General features: G+C 69.7%; 17 protein-coding genes. 11 read left to right on the top strand and 6 right to left on the bottom strand.

Annotation, left to right across the window (positions count from 1 at the left end):
* The first annotated feature begins 11 nt into the window (after positions 1-11).
* From E3U26_RS13215 to E3U26_RS13205, 3 genes are all read left to right on the top strand, one after another.
* Complete coding sequence (locus tag E3U26_RS13215) at positions 12-770, top strand: electron transfer flavoprotein subunit beta/FixA family protein (protein ID WP_499106150.1); 759 nt, start codon at positions 12-14, stop codon at positions 768-770.
* The gene (locus E3U26_RS13210) at positions 770-1,696 is read left to right on the top strand and encodes an electron transfer flavoprotein subunit alpha/FixB family protein (protein ID WP_499106149.1); all 927 of its coding nucleotides are present in this window, start codon (positions 770-772) and stop codon (positions 1,694-1,696) included. The genes E3U26_RS13215 and E3U26_RS13210 overlap by 1 nt, the downstream gene beginning before the upstream one ends.
* Before the next feature lie 389 nt (positions 1,697-2,085).
* A complete protein-coding gene (locus E3U26_RS13205) occupies positions 2,086-3,594 on the top strand; it encodes a catalase (protein ID WP_499106148.1) in 1,509 nt (502 codons plus the stop codon).
* 202 nt (positions 3,595-3,796) lie between these two features.
* On the opposite strand, the gene E3U26_RS13200 is transcribed toward E3U26_RS13205, so the two are convergent.
* Both E3U26_RS13200 and E3U26_RS13195 read right to left on the bottom strand, forming a co-directional pair.
* Positions 3,797-4,999, bottom strand: a complete 1,203-nt coding sequence (locus tag E3U26_RS13200) for an alpha-hydroxy acid oxidase (protein ID WP_499106146.1) — start codon at positions 4,997-4,999, stop codon at positions 3,797-3,799.
* Between the two features lie 3 nt (positions 5,000-5,002).
* A complete protein-coding gene (locus tag E3U26_RS13195; RefSeq protein WP_024843814.1) occupies positions 5,003-5,521 on the bottom strand; it encodes a MarR family winged helix-turn-helix transcriptional regulator in 519 nt (172 codons plus the stop codon).
* A 188-nt stretch (positions 5,522-5,709) separates the two neighbouring features.
* Between E3U26_RS13195 and E3U26_RS13190 the strand changes: the two genes are divergently transcribed.
* The 8 genes from E3U26_RS13190 (at position 5,710) to E3U26_RS13155 (ending at position 13,211) form a co-directional block, all read left to right on the top strand.
* Positions 5,710-6,738, top strand: coding sequence for an ABC transporter substrate-binding protein (locus E3U26_RS13190; protein ID WP_024843813.1), 1,029 nt, complete (start codon positions 5,710-5,712; stop codon positions 6,736-6,738).
* Between the two features lie 64 nt (positions 6,739-6,802).
* Entirely contained in the window at positions 6,803-7,864 is a 1,062-nt protein-coding gene (locus tag E3U26_RS13185) for an ABC transporter ATP-binding protein (RefSeq protein ID WP_024843812.1), read from the top strand.
* The gene (locus tag E3U26_RS13180) at positions 7,861-8,712 is read left to right on the top strand and encodes an ABC transporter permease (protein ID WP_024843811.1); all 852 of its coding nucleotides are present in this window, start codon (positions 7,861-7,863) and stop codon (positions 8,710-8,712) included. Before E3U26_RS13185 ends, E3U26_RS13180 begins: the two co-directional genes overlap by 4 nt.
* Positions 8,709-9,497: an ABC transporter permease gene (locus tag E3U26_RS13175; RefSeq protein WP_024843810.1), complete on the top strand. Its 789-nt coding sequence runs from the start codon at positions 8,709-8,711 to the stop codon at positions 9,495-9,497. Before E3U26_RS13180 ends, E3U26_RS13175 begins: the two co-directional genes overlap by 4 nt.
* Before the next feature lie 11 nt (positions 9,498-9,508).
* Positions 9,509-10,330, top strand: coding sequence for a polysaccharide deacetylase family protein (locus E3U26_RS13170; protein WP_024843809.1), 822 nt, complete (start codon positions 9,509-9,511; stop codon positions 10,328-10,330).
* Positions 10,327-11,067, top strand: a complete 741-nt coding sequence (locus tag E3U26_RS13165; protein ID WP_024843808.1) for an SDR family NAD(P)-dependent oxidoreductase — start codon at positions 10,327-10,329, stop codon at positions 11,065-11,067. Before E3U26_RS13170 ends, E3U26_RS13165 begins: the two co-directional genes overlap by 4 nt.
* A 20-nt stretch (positions 11,068-11,087) precedes the next feature.
* Positions 11,088-11,822, top strand: coding sequence for an SDR family NAD(P)-dependent oxidoreductase (locus E3U26_RS13160; RefSeq protein ID WP_024843807.1), 735 nt, complete (start codon positions 11,088-11,090; stop codon positions 11,820-11,822).
* Positions 11,823-11,834: 12 nt separating this feature from the next.
* Positions 11,835-13,211, top strand: a complete 1,377-nt coding sequence (locus E3U26_RS13155) for an amidase (protein ID WP_499106145.1) — start codon at positions 11,835-11,837, stop codon at positions 13,209-13,211.
* 12 nt (positions 13,212-13,223) lie between these two features.
* On the opposite strand, the gene E3U26_RS13150 is transcribed toward E3U26_RS13155, so the two are convergent.
* The 4 genes from E3U26_RS13150 to E3U26_RS13135 are packed head-to-tail and all read right to left on the bottom strand — an operon-like array spanning position 13,224 to position 16,807.
* The gene (locus tag E3U26_RS13150; RefSeq protein ID WP_028710250.1) at positions 13,224-14,339 is read right to left on the bottom strand and encodes an ABC transporter permease; all 1,116 of its coding nucleotides are present in this window, start codon (positions 14,337-14,339) and stop codon (positions 13,224-13,226) included.
* Positions 14,336-15,244, bottom strand: a complete 909-nt coding sequence (locus tag E3U26_RS13145; protein ID WP_499106144.1) for an ABC transporter ATP-binding protein — start codon at positions 15,242-15,244, stop codon at positions 14,336-14,338. The genes E3U26_RS13150 and E3U26_RS13145 overlap by 4 nt, the downstream gene beginning before the upstream one ends.
* Positions 15,241-16,182, bottom strand: a complete 942-nt coding sequence (locus tag E3U26_RS13140) for an HlyD family secretion protein (RefSeq protein WP_499106143.1) — start codon at positions 16,180-16,182, stop codon at positions 15,241-15,243. The genes E3U26_RS13145 and E3U26_RS13140 overlap by 4 nt, the downstream gene beginning before the upstream one ends.
* Positions 16,175-16,807, bottom strand: coding sequence for a CerR family C-terminal domain-containing protein (locus tag E3U26_RS13135; protein WP_499106142.1), 633 nt, complete (start codon positions 16,805-16,807; stop codon positions 16,175-16,177). The genes E3U26_RS13140 and E3U26_RS13135 overlap by 8 nt, the downstream gene beginning before the upstream one ends.
* Between the last annotated feature and the right edge of the window lie 11 nt (positions 16,808-16,818).

Raw genomic sequence — 16,818 nt, 5'->3', positions numbered from 1 at the left:
AGGGAAAAACCATGAAGATCCTCGTGCCAGTGAAGCGCGTGATCGACTACAACGTGAAGGCCCGTGTGAAGGCTGACGGGTCTGGCGTCGATCTTGCGAATGTGAAGATGTCGATGAACCCGTTCGACGAGATCGCGGTGGAAGAGGCGATCCGGCTGAAGGAAAAGGGCGTGGCCTCCGAGGTCATCGCCGTCTCGATCGGCGTCAAGCAGGCGGCGGAGACGCTGCGCACGGCCTTGGCGATGGGCGCCGACCGGGCCATTCTCGTCACCGCTACGGACGACGTGCAGCAGGACATCGAGCCCTTGGCGGTGGCGAAGATCCTCGCCGCGGTGGCCAAGGCCGAGGGCACCGAACTGATCATCGCCGGCAAGCAGGCGATCGACAACGACATGAACGCCACCGGCCAGATGCTGGCGGCGCTGCTGGGCTGGGCGCAGGCGACCTTCGCCTCGAAGCTCGAGATCGACGGGGCCAAGGCCAGGGTGACGCGCGAGGTCGACGGCGGGCTGCAGACCATCGCGGTGGCGCTGCCGGCGGTGGTCACCGCCGACCTGCGGCTGAACGAGCCGCGCTATGCGAGCCTTCCGAACATCATGAAGGCCAAGAAGAAGCCCTTGGAGGAAAAGACCGCAGCCGATTACGGCGTCGACGTCGCGCCGCGGCTGGAGGTGGTCTCGGTGCGCGAGCCCGAGGGCCGCAAGGCCGGCATCAAGGTCGGCTCGGTGGACGAGCTGGTCGGCAAGTTGAAGGAAGCGGGGGTGATCTGATGGCTGTTCTGCTGCTTGGGGAAGTGACGAACGGGGTGCTGAACCGCGACGCGACGGCGAAGGCGGTGGGCGCGGTCGGGTCCTTGGGCGAGGTGACGGTGCTCTGCGCCGGCGCGCAGGCCAAGGCCGCGGGCGAGGAGGCGGCGAAGATCGCCGGCGTCGCCAAGGTTCTGGTGGCGGAAGCCCCGCTCTATGGCCACCGGCTGGCCGAGCCGACGGCGGCGCTGATCGTGGGCCTTGCCGGCGATTACGACCACATCGCGGCGCCGGCGACGACGGATGCCAAGAACGTGATGCCGCGCGTCGCGGCGCTTCTGGACGTGATGGTGCTGTCGGACGTCTCGGCGGTGATCGATGCGGATACGTTCGAGCGCCCGATCTATGCCGGCAACGCCATCCAGGTGGTGCGCTCGAAGGACGCCAGGAAGGTCTTCACCATCCGCACCGCGAGCTTCGACGCGGCGGGGATCGGCGGTTCGGCCAGCGTGGCGGAGACCGCCGCCGCCGCCGATCCGGGCCTGTCGGCCTGGGTTGCCGACGAGGTGGCCGAGAGCGACCGCCCCGAGCTGACCTCGGCCAAGCGGGTGGTCTCGGGCGGCCGCGGCCTGGGCTCGAAGGAGAGCTTTGCCATCATCGAGGCGCTTGCCGACAAGCTCGGCGCCGCGGTGGGGGCAAGCCGCGCGGCGGTGGACTCGGGCTATGCGCCGAACGACTGGCAGGTCGGCCAGACCGGCAAGGTGGTGGCGCCCGAGCTTTACGTCGCGGTGGGCATCTCGGGGGCGATCCAGCACCTTGCGGGGATGAAGGACAGCAAGGTGATCGTTGCGATCAACAAGGACGAGGAGGCGCCGATCTTCCAGGTCGCCGACTACGGGCTGGTCGGAGACCTGTTCAGCGTCGTCCCGGAATTGACCGGCAAGCTCTGAACTTCTCTGTTCCGCAAATACTCCGGGGGGAGCGCCCCTGCGGCCCCATCGAGGGGCCGCAGGGGCGCGGGGGGCAGAGCCCCCCGCCCCACCCCGCAATCGCCACCAGCCAGCCAGGGAGGCCGAGCCATGTCCGGAATTGAACGCGAGTCGATGGAATACGACGTTGTGATCGTCGGCGGCGGCCCGGCGGGCCGCTGGAAGCCGGCGCGGCGCGGAAACCCCGCGCTGCAGGCGCCCGGCGGATTATGCCACCGACCCCCACCATGGGGCGAGACTTCCGCGCCAAGCCCCGCTAGGCTGGCAGGCAAGCTGCGGGCGAGCGGTGCCGGTTCGGGTGCCGCCCCTTCCGCGACCCGGCTTTTTCCCAGACCTGTCAGGAGGCACCCATGTCAGATCAAGGCAAACCCGAAAACATCAACGCCGTGCAATCCACCACCGGCGCCGGCGCGCCCGCGCCCAGCGACCGCAATTCGCTGACCATCGGCGCCGACGGCCCCATCCTGCTGCATGACGTGCATTTCCTGGAACAGATGGCGCATTTCAACCGCGAGAAGGTGCCCGAGCGCCAGCCCCATGCCAAGGGCGCCGGCGCCTTCGGCCTGTTCGAGACCACCGAGGACGTCTCGGCCTATACCCGCGCGGCGCTGTTCCAGAAGGGCGCCAAGACCGAGATGCTGGCGCGGTTCTCTACCGTCGCGGGCGAGATGGGCAGCCCCGACACCTGGCGCGACGTGCGCGGCTTCTCGCTGAAATTCTATACCGCCGAGGGCAACTACGACCTGGTGGGCAACAACACGCCGATCTTCTTCGTGCGCGATCCGATGAAGTTTCCCCATTTCATCCGCAGCCAGAAGCGGCTTGCCGATTCCGGCCTGCGCGACAACCACATGCAATGGGATTTCTGGACCAACAATCCCGAAAGCGCGCATCAGGTCACCTATCTGATGGGCGCGCGCGGGCTGCCCCGCACCTGGCGCAACATGAACGGCTATGGCTCGCATACCTATATGTGGGTGAATGCGGCGGGCGAGCGGTTCTGGGTCAAGTACCATTTCCACACCGAACAGGGCATGGCCTTCTTTACCAATGCCGAGGCCGCGGCCATGGCCGGCGCGGATGCCGATTTCCACCGCCGCGACCTTTTCGACGCCATCGCCCGCGGCGATCATCCCAGCTGGATCCTGTCGGTGCAGATCATGCCCTATGAAGAAGCCAGGACCTATCGCATCAACCCGTTCGACCTGACCAAGACCTGGCCGCATGCCGATTATCCGCTGGTCCGCGCCGGCCGGATGGTGCTGAACCGCAACCCCGAGAACTTCTTTGCCCAGATCGAGCAGGCGGCCTTCTCGCCCGGCAATACGGTTCCGGGCATCGGCCTGTCGCCCGACAAGATGCTGCTGGGCCGCGCATTCGCCTATAACGACGCGCAAAGGAACCGCATCGGCACCAATTTCCACCAGCTGCCGGTGAATCAGCCCAAGGTGCCGGTGAACAGCTACATGTTCGACGGGCAGATGGCTTATCACCACAGCGGCAGCGCCCCGACCTATGCCCCGAACAGCGTCGGCCGCCCCTGGGCCGATGCGACAGGCCCGGTGCCCGAGGGATGGGAGGCCGACGGCGCCATGGTCCGCAGCGCCTATACGCTGCGTGCTGACGACGACGATTTCACCCAGCCGGGCACCCTTGTGCGCGAGGTCATGGACGATGCGCAGCGTGCCGCCCTGGTCGAGACGGTGGCCGGCAGCCTGCTGGGCGGGGTGCGCGAGCCGGTGCTGAGCCGCGCCTTCGACTATTGGAAAAGCATCGACCCCGAAACCGGCCGGCGCATCGAGCAAAAGGTGCGCGGCGGAGTCGCCACCAAGCCGGCCGAGGGCATGGGCGAGGGCTGATCGCACCGGGCCCGCCCGCGCCGCAACGGCGGGCGGGCCTTGCTGATGCCGGGTGCCCCCGACACCGATCTCCAGCTGCGGTTGCGGGGCGACCGGACCGGGCGGCGGCGTTCAGGCGGGCCAGCGTTCCGGGGTCTTCACGACCCGCCCGACCTGCGGTCCGAAGGGTTGCCGCCGGACAACCACGGGCGGGACCGTCCGGTCAGGACGTCGCCTCTTCATTGCCGGCCCCGCCTGCCAGGCAGTCCGCACCCAGTTCCGCCGGCGAGACGCAGCCGATCCCGGCCATGACCAGGTCGGTTTCCTGCCGCAGGATGGCAAGCGCCTTGCGCGCGCCCGCCTCGGCCCCGGCGGCGGTGCCGTAAAGCGTCGGCCGGCCGGCAAAGACGAAATCCGCGCCCAGGCACAAGGCGATGATCACATCCGAGCCGCGCCGGACGCCGCTGTCCAGGAACAGCGGATAATCCGGGCCGACCGCGCGCCGGATCGCCGGCAGCATGTCCAGTGCCGCGGGCGCCGCGTCCAGCGCCTTGCCGCCGTGGTTCGAGACCAGGATCGCATCCGCGCCAAGCGAGGCCGCGCGGCGGGCATCCTCGGGGTGCAGGATGCCCTTGACCACCAGCGGGCCGGGCCAGAGCGCGCGGCAGGTCTCCAGGTCGCGCCAGCACAGCGTGCCGCTGTCGCCCGGCACGAAGGCCTGGTCGAAGAAGAAGGCCGCCACGTCCCAGGCGCCGGCGCCCTTGGGGGCATAGGGCGCCCAGTTGCCCATCGTCTCCATCCCGCCGCCCAGCAGGAAGCGCAGGAACCATCCGGGGTGCAACAGCACCTCTTTCGCCAGCCGCGGCCACAGCGCCGGGCCGGGCCGGAAGGGGACCGAGATGCGGTTGCGCAGGTGGCGTTCGCGCTTGGGCGTCACCGGCGTATCGACGGTCAGCACCAGCGCCGGGGTGCCGGCATCGGCGGCGCGGCGGATCTGGTCGCGGGTGATTGCTCGGTCGCGGGCCGGATAAAGCTGGAACCAGCCATGATCCGGCGCGATCCGGGCGATCTCTTCCAGCGAGGCGCCGGCGGCGCCGGACAGGATGAAGGGAATGTCGGCCTCGCGCGCGGCGCGGGCCAGCATCCGGTCGGCATCGCGGCGAAACAGCTGCGCCGGGCCGGTGGGCGAGATGCCCAGGGGCATCGCGTAGTCGCGGCCCAGGATGCGCGTCGCCAGCGACCGGCGCGAGACGTCGCGCAGATAGCGCGGCACCAGCCGGTGGCGGGCGAATGCCTGCCGGTTGCGGTCCAGCCCCGCCTCGCCATCGACGCCGCCGGCGATGAAATCGAACAGGAAACCCGGCAGGTAGCGTCGCGCCGCCTGTTCGATCTCGTCGATGTTGACGGCGTGGCGGGTGCGGTCCATCCGCTATCCCGCACTGTTGGTGGCGATCAGGATGCTCAGCATCCGCGCCATGTTCTCGCGGTCCTGCGGCGACAATGCGGCGATCAGCTCGCGCTCCAGCGCGGCATGGGCGGCCATGCTCTCATCGGTCAGGGCGATGCCCTTGCCGGTCAACTCGACGATGACGCCGCGGCCGTCGCGCTTGTCGGCGCTGCGCTGCACCAGCCCGTCCTTTTCCAGCTTGCGCAGCAGGTTGGAAAGCCCGCCCGAAGAGATGACGATGGCGGCAAGCAGCTCGCTCGGCGTCATGCGATAGGGCGGGCCGCTGACGCGGATCGTGGCCAGGATGGCATAGGTCGGGAACTTCAGGCCGAATCGCGCCAGGTTGCGGTTCACCTTGTCGATGATGACCTCTTGCAGGTGCAGGACGCGGCCGACCACCGCCTTGCCGCTGCTGTCGATCTGCGGCACCTCGCGTCGCCATTGCCGCATGCCGCGGCCGATCCGGTCGTTTTCCCAGTATCTTATCGGTTCCTCGTCCAAGCTGTGCCCTTGCCGCTGAATGATGCGCATGCCCTTCGTCATTACCCCATCCGCGACGGCATTGGAATTGTATCTTTCAAGTGGCTTTCTGGTATCTTTAGTGAAAGACATATGCCAGACTGGCAGAGTCGGTTCCTGTCGAGCGCCTGCGGCGACCGGCCAGAACAACCAGGCGGGGAGGTTTGCTTGTGTTCAGAAAATTCGCATTGACGACGACGGTCGCGGCGGCTGCCGCGCTTGGCCCGATCGCGGCCGCATCCGCGCAGGAGCTGGTCGTCGGCGCCTTCGGCGGCTCTTTCGCCGACAACGTCGAGACCTGCTATGTCCAGCCCTTTACCCAGGCCACCGGGGCCTCGGTGCTGCTGAAGCCGGCCAGTTCGGCGCAGCACGCGGCCTCGGTCAGGGCGACCGCCGGGCAGTCGGACATGGACGTGGTCTTTGCCGACGACGCTTTCGCGGTGCAGATGGCGAACGAAGGGCTGCTGGTGCCGCTGGACCGCGCCACGCTGGCGAATGCACCCGACATCATCGAGGGCGCCTGGGGCAAGGGCGACGCCTATGTCGCCGCCATGCTGGGCGCGACGACCATCGTCTACAACAAGGACACCGTGGCCACGCCGCCGAGTTCGTGGAACGACCTGTTCGATCCGAAATACGAAGGCCGGATCACCATCGGCGACGTCTCGGCCACCGCGGGCTGGCAATTCCTGGCCGCGCTGAACCAGATGGAGGGCGGCACGCTGCAAGACCCAGGCCCCGGCCTGGCCAAGATCAAGCCGCTGGCGCAATCGGCGGTGCTCTTGCACACCCAGGCCGACCAGGTGGTCTCGCTGTTCGAGCGGGGCGAGATCGACATCGCGGTCTGGTATCCCGACCGCGCCGGCGTGGCGATCAAGGGCGGGCTGCCGCTGGCCGTCGCCTATCCGCAGGAAGGCGCGGTGGGCATCCGCCCGACCATCTCGATCCCCAAGGGTGCCCAGCAGCAGGAGCTGGCGCTGAAATTCATCGACACCGTGCTGTCGGTCGAGGCGCAGAAATGCTTCTCGGAAGCGCAGGTGATCGGCCCGGTCAACAGCAAGGTGGTGCTGTCGGACGACCTGGCGACCATCCTGCCCAGTGCCGAGCAGGCCGGGCAGATGCTGTTCCTGGACCCGGCCGAGATGGCCGTGGTCATGCCCGACTGGACCCGCCGCTGGCAGCGCGAAGTGCTGCGCTGAGCCGATCCCGGCGGGTTTCCTGCCGGGACCGACCGCAACCCACCCAAAGCCCCGACGAGGTGAGATGAGCAACCTTTCCCTGCGCAACATCGTCAAGCGCTATGGCAAGACGGAAGTGGTCAGGAACGCCTCGTTCCAGATCGCCGAGGGCGAGTTCGTCTCGCTCCTCGGGCCTTCGGGCTGCGGCAAGACCACGATCCTGCGCATGGTCGCCGGCTTGCTGGAGCCGACCGAGGGGCAGATCATGATCGGCGAGCGCGACGTGACGCGCCTGCCGCCCAACAAGCGCAACATCGGGCTGGTGTTCCAGTCCTATGCGCTGTTTCCGCATATGACGGTTTTCGAGAACGTCGCCTTCGGCCTGCGCCGCAAGGGCGAATCCGGCAAGCCGCTGGAAGAGCGGGTGAATGCCGCGCTGGAGATGGTCCGGCTGGGCGGCTATGGCGCGCGTTTCCCGCGCCAGCTTTCCGGTGGCCAGCAGCAGCGCGTCTCGATGGCCCGCGCCATTGCGCCCCGGCCCAGCATCCTGCTGTTCGACGAGCCGCTGTCCAACCTCGACGCCAAGCTGCGCGACGAGATGCAGATCGAGCTGAAGCGGTTGCAGCAGGAACTGCGCATCACCACGCTGTTCGTCACCCATGACCAGGCCGAGGCGCTGAGCCTGTCGGACCGCGTCGGCGTCATGCATGGCGGCGTGATCCAGCAGTTGGACAGGCCCGAGGAGATCTATCACCGGCCGGCGAACGCCTTTGTCGCCAGCTTCATCGGCAAGCCGAACCGGCTGCAAGGCCGCATCGAGGCCGGCACCGTCGCGCTTGGCGCCGGGCTGGCGCTGCGCCCCGAGCGGCTGGACCTGCCCGAGGGCAGCGAGGCCGAGGTCTTTCTGCGGCAAGAGGCGATCCGCGTCCTGCGCACGCCCGAGCCGGGCGCGCTGGCGGGCACCGTGGCGCTGCGCGCCTTCTCGGGGCCGCAGGTGCAGCTGGTGGTGCGGCTGGCCCATGGCGCCGAGATCGTGGTCGAGGTGCCCTCGGCCGAGGATACCGCCAATCTCGCGCCGGGCGAGCCGGTGCATCTGGCGATCCGGCCGCGCGACATCATCGTGCTGCCGCAGGGGGCCGCGTCATGACCGGCCAGCGCAGTGCATGGCTGCTGATCGCGCCGCTTCTGCTGGTGCTGCTTTTGTCCTTCGTGGTGCCGCTGGTGCTGCTGCTGCCGACCAGCTTCCAGGAATACCAGCCGGGGCAGGGCATGGTCGCGGGCAGCTTCACCTGGGAAAACTACCTGCGCATCGCCACCGACGGCTATTACCGCGAGGTGGTGCTGCGCACGCTGGCGCTGGGGCTGGGCGTCACCGTGCTGTGCCTGCTGACCGGCTATCCGGTCGCCTATCTGATCGTGCGCGGCCATCCGCGCTGGCGGCTGCCGCTGACGCTTCTGGTGATCTTTCCGCTGATGCTGAACCTGGTGGTGCGCTCCTTTGGCTGGATCGTGCTGCTGACCAATCGCGGCGTGGTCAACAACCTGCTGATCGACCTGGGCCTGATCGAGCGGCCGCTGAAGCTGATGTTCAACATGACCGGCCTGCTGATCGGGCTGACCCATATCTACCTGCCCTTCATGGTGCTGATGCTGGTCGCGGCGTTGCAAAACGTGCCCCGCGACGTCGAGGCGGCGGCCGCGACGCTGGGCTCCAGCCGGACGCATGTGTTCTGGTCCGTCACCCTGCCGCTGACGGCGCCGGGCATCATCGGCGGCTCGATCCTGGTCTTCGTGCTGACCATCTCGGCGCTGGTCACGCCAAGGATGCTGGGCGGGCCGACCTATCAGGTGATGGCGACGCTGATCTATGACGAATACATGCAGCTTCTGGACTGGCCCAGCGGCTCGGCGCTGTCCTTTGCGCTGGCGGCCTCGACGCTGGTCATCATCTGGCTCTCTAGCCGCATGACCAGAAGATGGGCGGGCATGGCATGAGCGACATGAAACCCACCCTGCCCATTTCCATCGTCGCGCTGCTGGTCGTGGCCTTCCTGCAGGTGCCGGTGCTGGTGGTCGTGCTGACCTCGTTCAGCGAGACCTCCTACCTGACCATCCCGCCGCAGGGCTGGACGCTGAAATGGTTCGCCGAGGTGCTGAGCGATCCGGTCTATATCCGGGCGATCCGCAACAGCCTGATCCTGGCGGTCAGCTCGACGCTTCTGTCGCTGGTCCTGGGCGTCGCGGCGGCCTATGCGCTGTTTCGCAAGGCCATCCCCGGCTCCGAGGCGATCACCGCGCTGCTGATGGCGCCGCTGATCGTGCCCTCGGTGGTGATCGGGGTGGCGATGCTGCAATATGTGACGCTGGTCGGCCTGCGCGGCAGCTTCCTGGTGCTGATCGTCGCCCATGTCGTCATCACCGTGCCCTATATCCTGCGCTCGGCGCTGGCCAGCCTCTCGGGCCTCGACGTCTCGGTCGAAGAGGCGGCGCGGGTGCTGGGCGCGGACGGCTTCACCGCCTTCCGGCTGGTCACGCTGCCGCTGATCAAGCCCGGCCTGGTCGCCGGGGCGCTGTTCGCCTTCGTCACCTCGATGGAGAACGTGCCGGTCACGATCTTCCTGGCCAGCGCCCGGCAGACCACGCTGCCCATCCTGATCTTCAGCTCGGTCGAGATGGGGGTCAATCCGGGCGTCGCCGCCATCTCGACCCTGCTGATCGTCGCCACCGTGATCGTGCTGCTGCTGGCCGAGCGCTGGACCGGCTTTCACAAATTCGTCTGAAAGGACCAGCCATGCATCTGACCAGCAAGGGCTTTCCGCTGTTTCTGACCTTCGACCTCGATGCCGAGACGATGTGGACGGCGCGCGATCCCGCCTATGCCAGGCGCCCGATCCTGATGTCGCAGGGCGCCTATGGCTGGAAGGTCGGCACCGACCGCGTGCTGGACCTGCTGCGCCGCTACGGCCTGCGCAGCACCTTCTTCATCCCCGGCCTGGTCGTGGACCAGCGCCCCGAGTTGGTCGAGCGCATCCTGCAAGGCGGGCACGAGATCGCCCATCACAGCTATTCGCACCGCTGGATCCTGAACCTCAGCCACGAGGAAGAGCGCGAGGAGATGGAGCGCGGCTTCGAGGCGATCAGGCGCGCCACCGGGCAGGCGCCGCGCGGCTGGCGCTCGCCCGCGGCCGAACTCAGCGACATTTCCATGCAGCTGATGCTGGAATACGGCTTCGACTATTCCTCGAACTTCTTCGACGACGATTCGCCCTATCTGCACGAGGTCGAGGGGCAGCGGACCCGGCTGGTCGAACTGCCCTTCCGCTGGGTGCTGGATGACGCGCCCTTCTTCCAATATTCCATCGTGCTGCCGGGCCGGACCATGCAGGCGCCCTCGGCCCTGCTGGAGGCGTGGACGCTGGAGCTGGACATGCTGCATGCCGAGCGGCGGATGATGATGGTCGGCATGCATCCGCAGATCATCGGCCAGCCCTCGCGCCTGTGGGTGCTTGAGCAGCTGATCCGGCGCGCGCTGGACAAGGGCGACGTGTGGATGGGCCGCTGCGACGAGATGGTCGCCGACATGCGCCCGCGCCTGGAGGGCGCTGCGGCATGAGCGGGGCGCTGGCCGGCCGCCGCATCCTGATCGCCGGCGGCGCGCAGGGCATCGGCCGGGCCACTGTCGCGCGCTTCCTGGCCGAGGGCGCCCGCGTCGCGGTGATCGACCGCGACGGGGCGGCGCTGGATGGGTTGCAGGTGCCGGCCGCGGTGGCCGACATCACCGACAGCGCCGCGCTTGCGGCGGCGGTGACGCGGCTGGCCGGGGCGCTGGGCGGGCTGGACGGGCTGGTCAATTGCGCGGGCCTGGATCTGGTCGCGGCGCTGGAGCAGATCACCGACGAGGCCTGGGACCGGCTGATCGCCGTGAACCTGACCGGCGCGATGAAGCTGTGCCGGGCTGCGGTGCCGCATCTGCGGCAGGCGGGGGGCGGCACCATCGTCCACCTGTCCTCGGGTGCGGGTCTGGTGCCTTTGCGGCTGCGCAGCGGCTATGCCGCCTCCAAGGCGGGGTTGCAGATGTTCTCGAAATCGCTGGCGCTGGAGCTGGCGGACAGCGGCATCCGCGTGAACGTGGTCTGCCCCGGCGCCGTCGACACGCCGCTGCTGCGCAGCTCGATCGACCCGGCGGGCGATGCCGAGGCGCAGTTGCAGGCGGTGCGCGACCGCTATGCCCTGCGCCGCATCGCCGATCCGGCCGAGATCGCCGCGGCGATCCTGTGGCTGACGAGCGGCGAGTCCTCCTATGTCACCGGCGTTGCCCTGGCGGTCGATGGCGGCCGCACCTTTCATTGAGGCCGGCCATGACGGGATGCATGCGGTTCAGGGACAAGACCGTGCTGGTGACGGGCGGCGCGGCGGGCATCGGCGGCGGCATCGCCCGCCGCATGCTGGCCGAGGGCGCGCGGGTCGGGGTCATGGACCTCGACACCGCGCCGCTCGCCGCCGAGGCGGGCGGGCGGCTGCTGCTGGTCCAGGGCGATTGCACGGACGCCGCCGCCCTGGCCGGCTTCCACGACCGTTTCCTGGCCGAACTCGGCCCGGTGGACGTGCTGGTGAACAACCTGGGCCAAAGCGGCCGCGAGCGCAGCGCGCCCTTTTGCGACTCGCGCGAGGAGGTCTGGCGCTTCGTGCTGGAGATCTCGCTGGTCAGCGCCATGCGCATGGCCCGGCTGGTGGCGCCGGCGATGCGCGAGCGCGGTGCCGGGCGCATCGTCAACATGTCGAGCCTTGCCGCCTTTACCGGCGAGCCGGGGTTGGCCGATTACGCCGCCGCCAAGATGGGGGTGATCGGGCTGACCCGCGGCCTGGCCCGCGAACTGGCGCCGCATGGCGTGACGGTGAACGCGGTGGCGCCCGGCGCCATCCGCACCGCCGCGCATGACCGCGTGCCGGCGCAGGTGATCCAGCAGATCGTCGACAAGACCCCGGTCGGCTTCGTCGGCGCGGTCGAGGACGTGGCCGCCGCCGTCGCCTTCCTGGCCAGCGACGAGGCGCGTTTCATCACCGGCCAGACGCTGCTGGTCGATGGCGGCCATTGGATGATCTGAAAGGAGCCCGCGATGACCGAGATCGCCGACCTGAGCGCCGTTGACCTGGCCAAGGCCATCCGCCGCCGCGCCATCTCGCCCGTCGAGGCGACCGAGGCGGCGCTGGAGCGGATCGAGGCGCGCCGCGACCTCAACGCCTTCGTCACCGTCGCCGCCGATGCGGCGCGGGCCGAGGCGCGGGCGGCCGAGGCGGCGGTGATGCGCGGCGACGAATTGGGGCTGCTGCATGGCGTGCCCTATTCGGTCAAGGATCTGCTGGCCACGGCTGGCGTGCGCACCACCATGGGCTCGCGCCTGTTCGCAGAAAGCGTGCCGGCCGAGGATGCGGTCTCGGTCGCCCGCGCCCGCGCCGCCGGCGGCATCATGATCGGCAAGACTACGACGCCGGAATTCGGCCATGCCCAGACCGCCAGCTCGCCGCTGACCGGGCTGACGCTGAACCCGATCGACCCCGGCGTGACGGCGGGCGCGTCCAGCTCCGGCTCGGCGGTGGCGGTGGCGGCGGGCATGGGCCCCTTGTCCATCGGCACCGACGGCGGCGGCTCGATCCGCATCCCGGCCGCCTGCTGCGGCATCGTCGGCATGAAGCCGACGCTGGGCGTCATCCCGCATCTGGCGCTGCCCGACCTGTTCGCCGCCAATTCCTTTGCCGGGCCGATGGCGCGCACCGTGGCGGATGCGGCGCTGTTCTTTCAGGCCATGGCCGGCCCCGACCCCCGCGACCCCTATGGCCAGGCGGCCGTGCAACTCCATCCCGACGACGGGCGCGGGCTCAGGGGGCTGCGCATCGGCTGGATCCCCACCGCCGGCGCGCGGGTCGAGCGCGAGACGGCCGAGATCACCCAGGCCGCCCTGCGCCGCATCGAGGCCGAGGGCGCCGTCGTCGAAGAAGCCGATCTGGATTTCCGCAGTTTCGAGCCGGTGTTCCTGACCCTTTTGCGGGTGGGGCTGGCCGCCCGCGCCGCCCCCGCCTTTGCCGGCCGCGAGGATCTGGTCGCCCCCTCGCTGGTCGAGACGGCGCGGCTGGGGCAGGGCTATTCCGCAGTGGATCTGGCCGAGGCCTCGGCGGCGCGGACGCGGCTGTTCCAGATGATGCAGGCGCATTTCGCCCGCTTCGACCTCTTGGTTTCGCCGGTGCTGACCGCGCCACCGCTGGCCCTGGGCTATGACCCGATGGGCGAGATCGAGATCGACGGCCAGCCCGCCGGCACCATCCGCGGGGCCTGGTATCCGTTCACCTATCCGCAGAACCTGACCGGCCATCCGGCGATCTCGCTGCCCTGGGGGCGGACCCGCGCGGGGCTGCCGGTGGCCTTGCTGCTTTGCGCGCCCTGGTATCGCGACCGGATGCTGCTGCGGCTGGCGGATACGGTGATGCGGCTGGCCTGACGGGCGCGCCGGTCAGTCCAGCGTCCGGCGGAACCGCAGCAGGGCCAGCGTGCCCAGCACCGACACCATGGCCGCGAGCGCGGCGAATTGCGGCGCGACATCGGCCCAGCCCGCGCCCTTCAGCATGATGCCGCGCACCAGCCGCAGCAGATGCGTCACCGGCAGCACCTCGCCCAGGGCCTGCGCCCAGCCCGGCATGCCGCGGAACGGGAACATGAACCCCGACAGCAGCACCGAGGGCAGGAAGATGAAGATCGCGATCTGCATCGCCTGCATCTGCGTGCGCGCCGCGGTCGAGATCAGATAGCCCAGCAGCACCAGCGCCAGCACGAAGACCATCACCCCCGCCAGCAGCAGCCCCAGCGAACCCGCGAAAGGCACGTCGAAGATCGCCCAGGCCGCGCCCAGGATGACGAGGACTTGCACCGCGCCGACGGTCAGGAAGGGGGTGATCTTGCCGATCATGATCTCGGCCGGGGTGGCGGGCATGGCCAGCAGGTTTTCCATGGTGCCGCGCTCGATCTCGCGGGTCAGGGCCATGGCGGTCATCATCACCATGGTCATCTGCAGGATCACCCCCAGAAGGCCGGGGACGATGTTGTATTGCGTGACCGCCTCGGGGTTGTAGCGGCGATGGGTGACGATCTCGGGCGCGGTCCGCGCCGGCCCGGCCGGCAGGTCGCGGCGAAAGGCGCTTTCGGCGATGCCGGGAAGCGCGGCGACGGCGCCGCTGGTCGCCGAGGGGTCCGAGCCGTCCGCCTCGACCAGGATCTGCGGCCGGTCGCCGCGTTCCATCCGCCGGCCGAAATCGGCGGGCACGGTCACGACAAAGGCAACCTCGCCGCGGGTCATCAGCCGCTCGGCCTGGTCGGCGGTGGCAAGGGGGTGGGTGATGCGATAGTAGCCGCTGTTCTCCAGCGCCGCGGCAAAGCTGCGGCCGAACCGATCCTGCACCGGCGCGACCAGGGCCGTGGGCATGTCGCGCGGGTCGCTGTTGATCGCATAGCCGAACAGCAGAAGCTGCATGATCGGCACCCCCAGCATCATGGCGAAGGTCACGCGGTCGCGGCGCATCTGGATGAACTCCTTGCGCAGCAGCGCCCGCAGCCGTGTCGGCGAAAAGCTCATCGCATGTTGTCCTGGGACTGTTCCATCAGCCGGATGAACACGTCTTCGAGGCTGGTCTCGACCGGCCGGCCGGCGACGCCCTCGGCCGCCAGCGCCGCCATGAGCCGGTCGCGGTCGGTGCCGGTGACGTGCAGCGCGGTGCCGAAGGGCTCGACCTGCTCGACGCCCGGCGCCCGGCGCAGGCGCTCGGCCAGCTCGCCCGGCCGGGGGGACTGCACGCCCAGCGTGACCAGCCGCGCGCCCGCGATCACCTCGGCCACGGTGCCCGAGACCACCAGCCGGCCATAGGCGATGTAGTTGATGCGGTGGCAACGCTCGGCCTCGTCCATGTAATGGGTCGAGACCAGGACGGTCATGCCCGCCAGCGCGCGGGCGTGGATCTCGTCCCAGAACTGCCGCCGGGCCTTGGGATCGACCCCGGCGGTCGGCTCGTCCAGCAACAGAAGGCGGGGCTGGTGCATGATGCAGGCCGCCAGCGCCAGCCGCTGCTTCCAGCCGCCCGAGAGGCTGCCGGCCAGCTGGGTCTTGCGCGAGGTCAGGCCCAGATCCTCCAGCGTGTCGCGCACGGCCTGCCGCGGCAGGCCGTAGAGCCCGGCGACGAAGGCCAGGTTCTCTTCGATCGACAGATCCTCGTAGAAGGAAAATTTCTGCGTCATGTAGCCGACCTGCCGGCGGATCGCGCGCTGCTGGCGGCGCACGTCCAGGCCCAGCACGCTGCCGCTGCCCGCGTCGGGCGTCAGCAAGCCGCAGATCATGCGGATGCAGGTGGTCTTGCCCGAGCCGTTCGGGCCCAGGAAGCCGGCGATCTCGCCCTCGGCCACCCGCAGCGCCACATCGTCCACCACCGTCCTGCCGCCGAAGGATTTCGTCAGCCCGGTCACGTCGATGGCGGTGGCCTGGGTCATGGCGCCTTCCAGAGCTCGACGATCTGGCCGGGCTTCAGCGGGCTGCCCGGATCGGGGCGGGCCTCGACCAGGTAGACCAGCTTCTGCCGCGCGTCGCGGGCATAAAGGACGGGCGGGGTGAACTCGGCCTCCTCGGCGATGAACGAGACGGTGGCGCCGGCCGGCGCGCAGCCGTCGCAGCCGACCGTCAGCCTCGTTCCCAGCGAAAGCGCGGCCAGATCGGCTTCGGCCACATAGAAGCGCAGCTTGACCGCGCCGTCCGGCAGATAGGCCAGCACCGGCGCCGAGGGGCCGGCGATCTCGCCCGGATGTCGCAGGATGTCGGTGACGGTGCCCGGCGCGGGGGCGGTCAGCCGGCGCTGTTGCAGCTGCCATTCCATCGCCTGCCGGTCGGCTTGGGCCTGGGCCAGGGCGGCGCGGGCGGCGGCGATGGCATCGGGGCGGGCGGGCAGGCGGGCGACGGCCAGCCGCGCCTCGGCCTCGCGCACCGCCGCCTCGGCCATGTCGGCGGCGGCGCGGGCGTCGTCCCGCTGCGCGGGCGCGCTGACGCGCTGCGCCAGCAGCCGCTCCTGCCGGGCCGCCTCGCGCGCCATGCGTTCGGCATTGGCGCGGGCGGCGGCCAGCGTCGCCTCGATGGCGGCGATCTCGGGCGCGCGGCCGCCCTTCTCCAGGTCGGCCAGGGTGCTGGCGGCGCGGGCCTGGGCTGCCTCGGCCGCGGCCAGCGCCAGCGCGGCGTCGCGGGTTTCCAGCATGGCCACGGCCTGCCCGGCCTCGACGCGGTCGCCGCGCTGCACGGCCAGCGCCTCGATCCGGGCCGTCGCCACGGGGGCGATCTGTACATGCTCGCCCTCGGCATAGCCGGTGCCCAGGGGCGGCGGCGGGCCGCAATGGGAAAACAGCGCGGCGAGAAAGGCCAGCGAGCAGATGAAATCAGCCATCCGCGCCCCCGGTCATCCGGTCCAGGTTGGCCAGCATTCGCCGGGTGATCGCCCGCGCCTCGGCCCGTGCATAGTGCCGCCAGCCCATCCGGCGCTGGACGATGGGCGCGGCCACGCGGAAATAGACCGCCTGCCCGATCAGCGAGAACACGGCCAGCTTCACCTCCTCGGCCTCTGCCGGTTCGCCGGTCGCGGCGGACCAGAGCGCGCAGAGCGCGCGGTGGCGCGGTTCGATCAGCGTGGTATAAAGCCGGTCCAGCACCGGGCTGTCCGGCTCGGCCAGTTCGCGCAGCACGAAGGCCACCGCGTCGCTGGCCGCGGGGCTGACGATCATGAAGGTGACGATCCGGCGCACCAGCCGCCGCAGCAGCAGCCGGGCGTGGCGGGGGTCCGGCCGGTCCTGCAAGCCGGGCAGGGGCCGGGCGACCTGCGCCACCCGCTCGGCCACCGCATCGGCGCAGGCGATGCGCAGCCCGTCCTTGCCGCCGAAGTGATAGGCGATGGACGAGATGTTGGTGCCCGCCTGCGCGGCGATGGCCCGCGTCGAGGCAGCCTGGAACCCGCCACGGCCGAATTGCTGCATGGCGGCCCCGATCAGGGAAAGGCGGGTGGGATGCGGGTCCATGCCGATCACGC

Origin of the sequence: Paracoccus ferrooxidans, from assembly GCF_029909815.1 — a bacterium.
Taxonomy (GTDB): Bacteria; Pseudomonadota; Alphaproteobacteria; order Rhodobacterales; family Rhodobacteraceae; genus Paracoccus; species Paracoccus versutus.
The sequence above is the reverse complement of the archived record's forward strand: the minus strand, read 5'-3'. Positions and strand labels throughout refer to the sequence as shown.

Bases quoted from the DNA above. Each gene is read 5' to 3' on its own strand.
- E3U26_RS13180 (WP_024843811.1), top strand. From the start codon at position 7,861: ATGACCGGCCAGCGCAGTGCATGGCTGCTGATCGCGCCGCTTCTGCTG.
- E3U26_RS13205 (WP_499106148.1), top strand. From the start codon at position 2,086: ATGTCAGATCAAGGCAAACCCGAAAACATCAACGCCGTGCAATCCACC.
- E3U26_RS13150 (WP_028710250.1), bottom strand. From the start codon at position 14,339: ATGAGCTTTTCGCCGACACGGCTGCGGGCGCTGCTGCGCAAGGAGTTC.
- E3U26_RS13200 (WP_499106146.1), bottom strand. From the start codon at position 4,999: ATGGACCGCACCCGCCACGCCGTCAACATCGACGAGATCGAACAGGCG.
- E3U26_RS13170 (WP_024843809.1), top strand. From the start codon at position 9,509: ATGCATCTGACCAGCAAGGGCTTTCCGCTGTTTCTGACCTTCGACCTC.
- E3U26_RS13155 (WP_499106145.1), top strand. From the start codon at position 11,835: ATGACCGAGATCGCCGACCTGAGCGCCGTTGACCTGGCCAAGGCCATC.
- E3U26_RS13185 (WP_024843812.1), top strand. From the start codon at position 6,803: ATGAGCAACCTTTCCCTGCGCAACATCGTCAAGCGCTATGGCAAGACG.
- E3U26_RS13210 (WP_499106149.1), top strand. From the start codon at position 770: ATGGCTGTTCTGCTGCTTGGGGAAGTGACGAACGGGGTGCTGAACCGC.
- E3U26_RS13135 (WP_499106142.1), bottom strand. From the start codon at position 16,807: ATGGACCCGCATCCCACCCGCCTTTCCCTGATCGGGGCCGCCATGCAG.
- E3U26_RS13140 (WP_499106143.1), bottom strand. From the start codon at position 16,182: ATGGCTGATTTCATCTGCTCGCTGGCCTTTCTCGCCGCGCTGTTTTCC.
- E3U26_RS13215 (WP_499106150.1), top strand. From the start codon at position 12: ATGAAGATCCTCGTGCCAGTGAAGCGCGTGATCGACTACAACGTGAAG.
- E3U26_RS13145 (WP_499106144.1), bottom strand. From the start codon at position 15,244: ATGACCCAGGCCACCGCCATCGACGTGACCGGGCTGACGAAATCCTTC.
- E3U26_RS13165 (WP_024843808.1), top strand. From the start codon at position 10,327: ATGAGCGGGGCGCTGGCCGGCCGCCGCATCCTGATCGCCGGCGGCGCG.
- E3U26_RS13175 (WP_024843810.1), top strand. From the start codon at position 8,709: ATGAGCGACATGAAACCCACCCTGCCCATTTCCATCGTCGCGCTGCTG.
- E3U26_RS13160 (WP_024843807.1), top strand. From the start codon at position 11,088: ATGCGGTTCAGGGACAAGACCGTGCTGGTGACGGGCGGCGCGGCGGGC.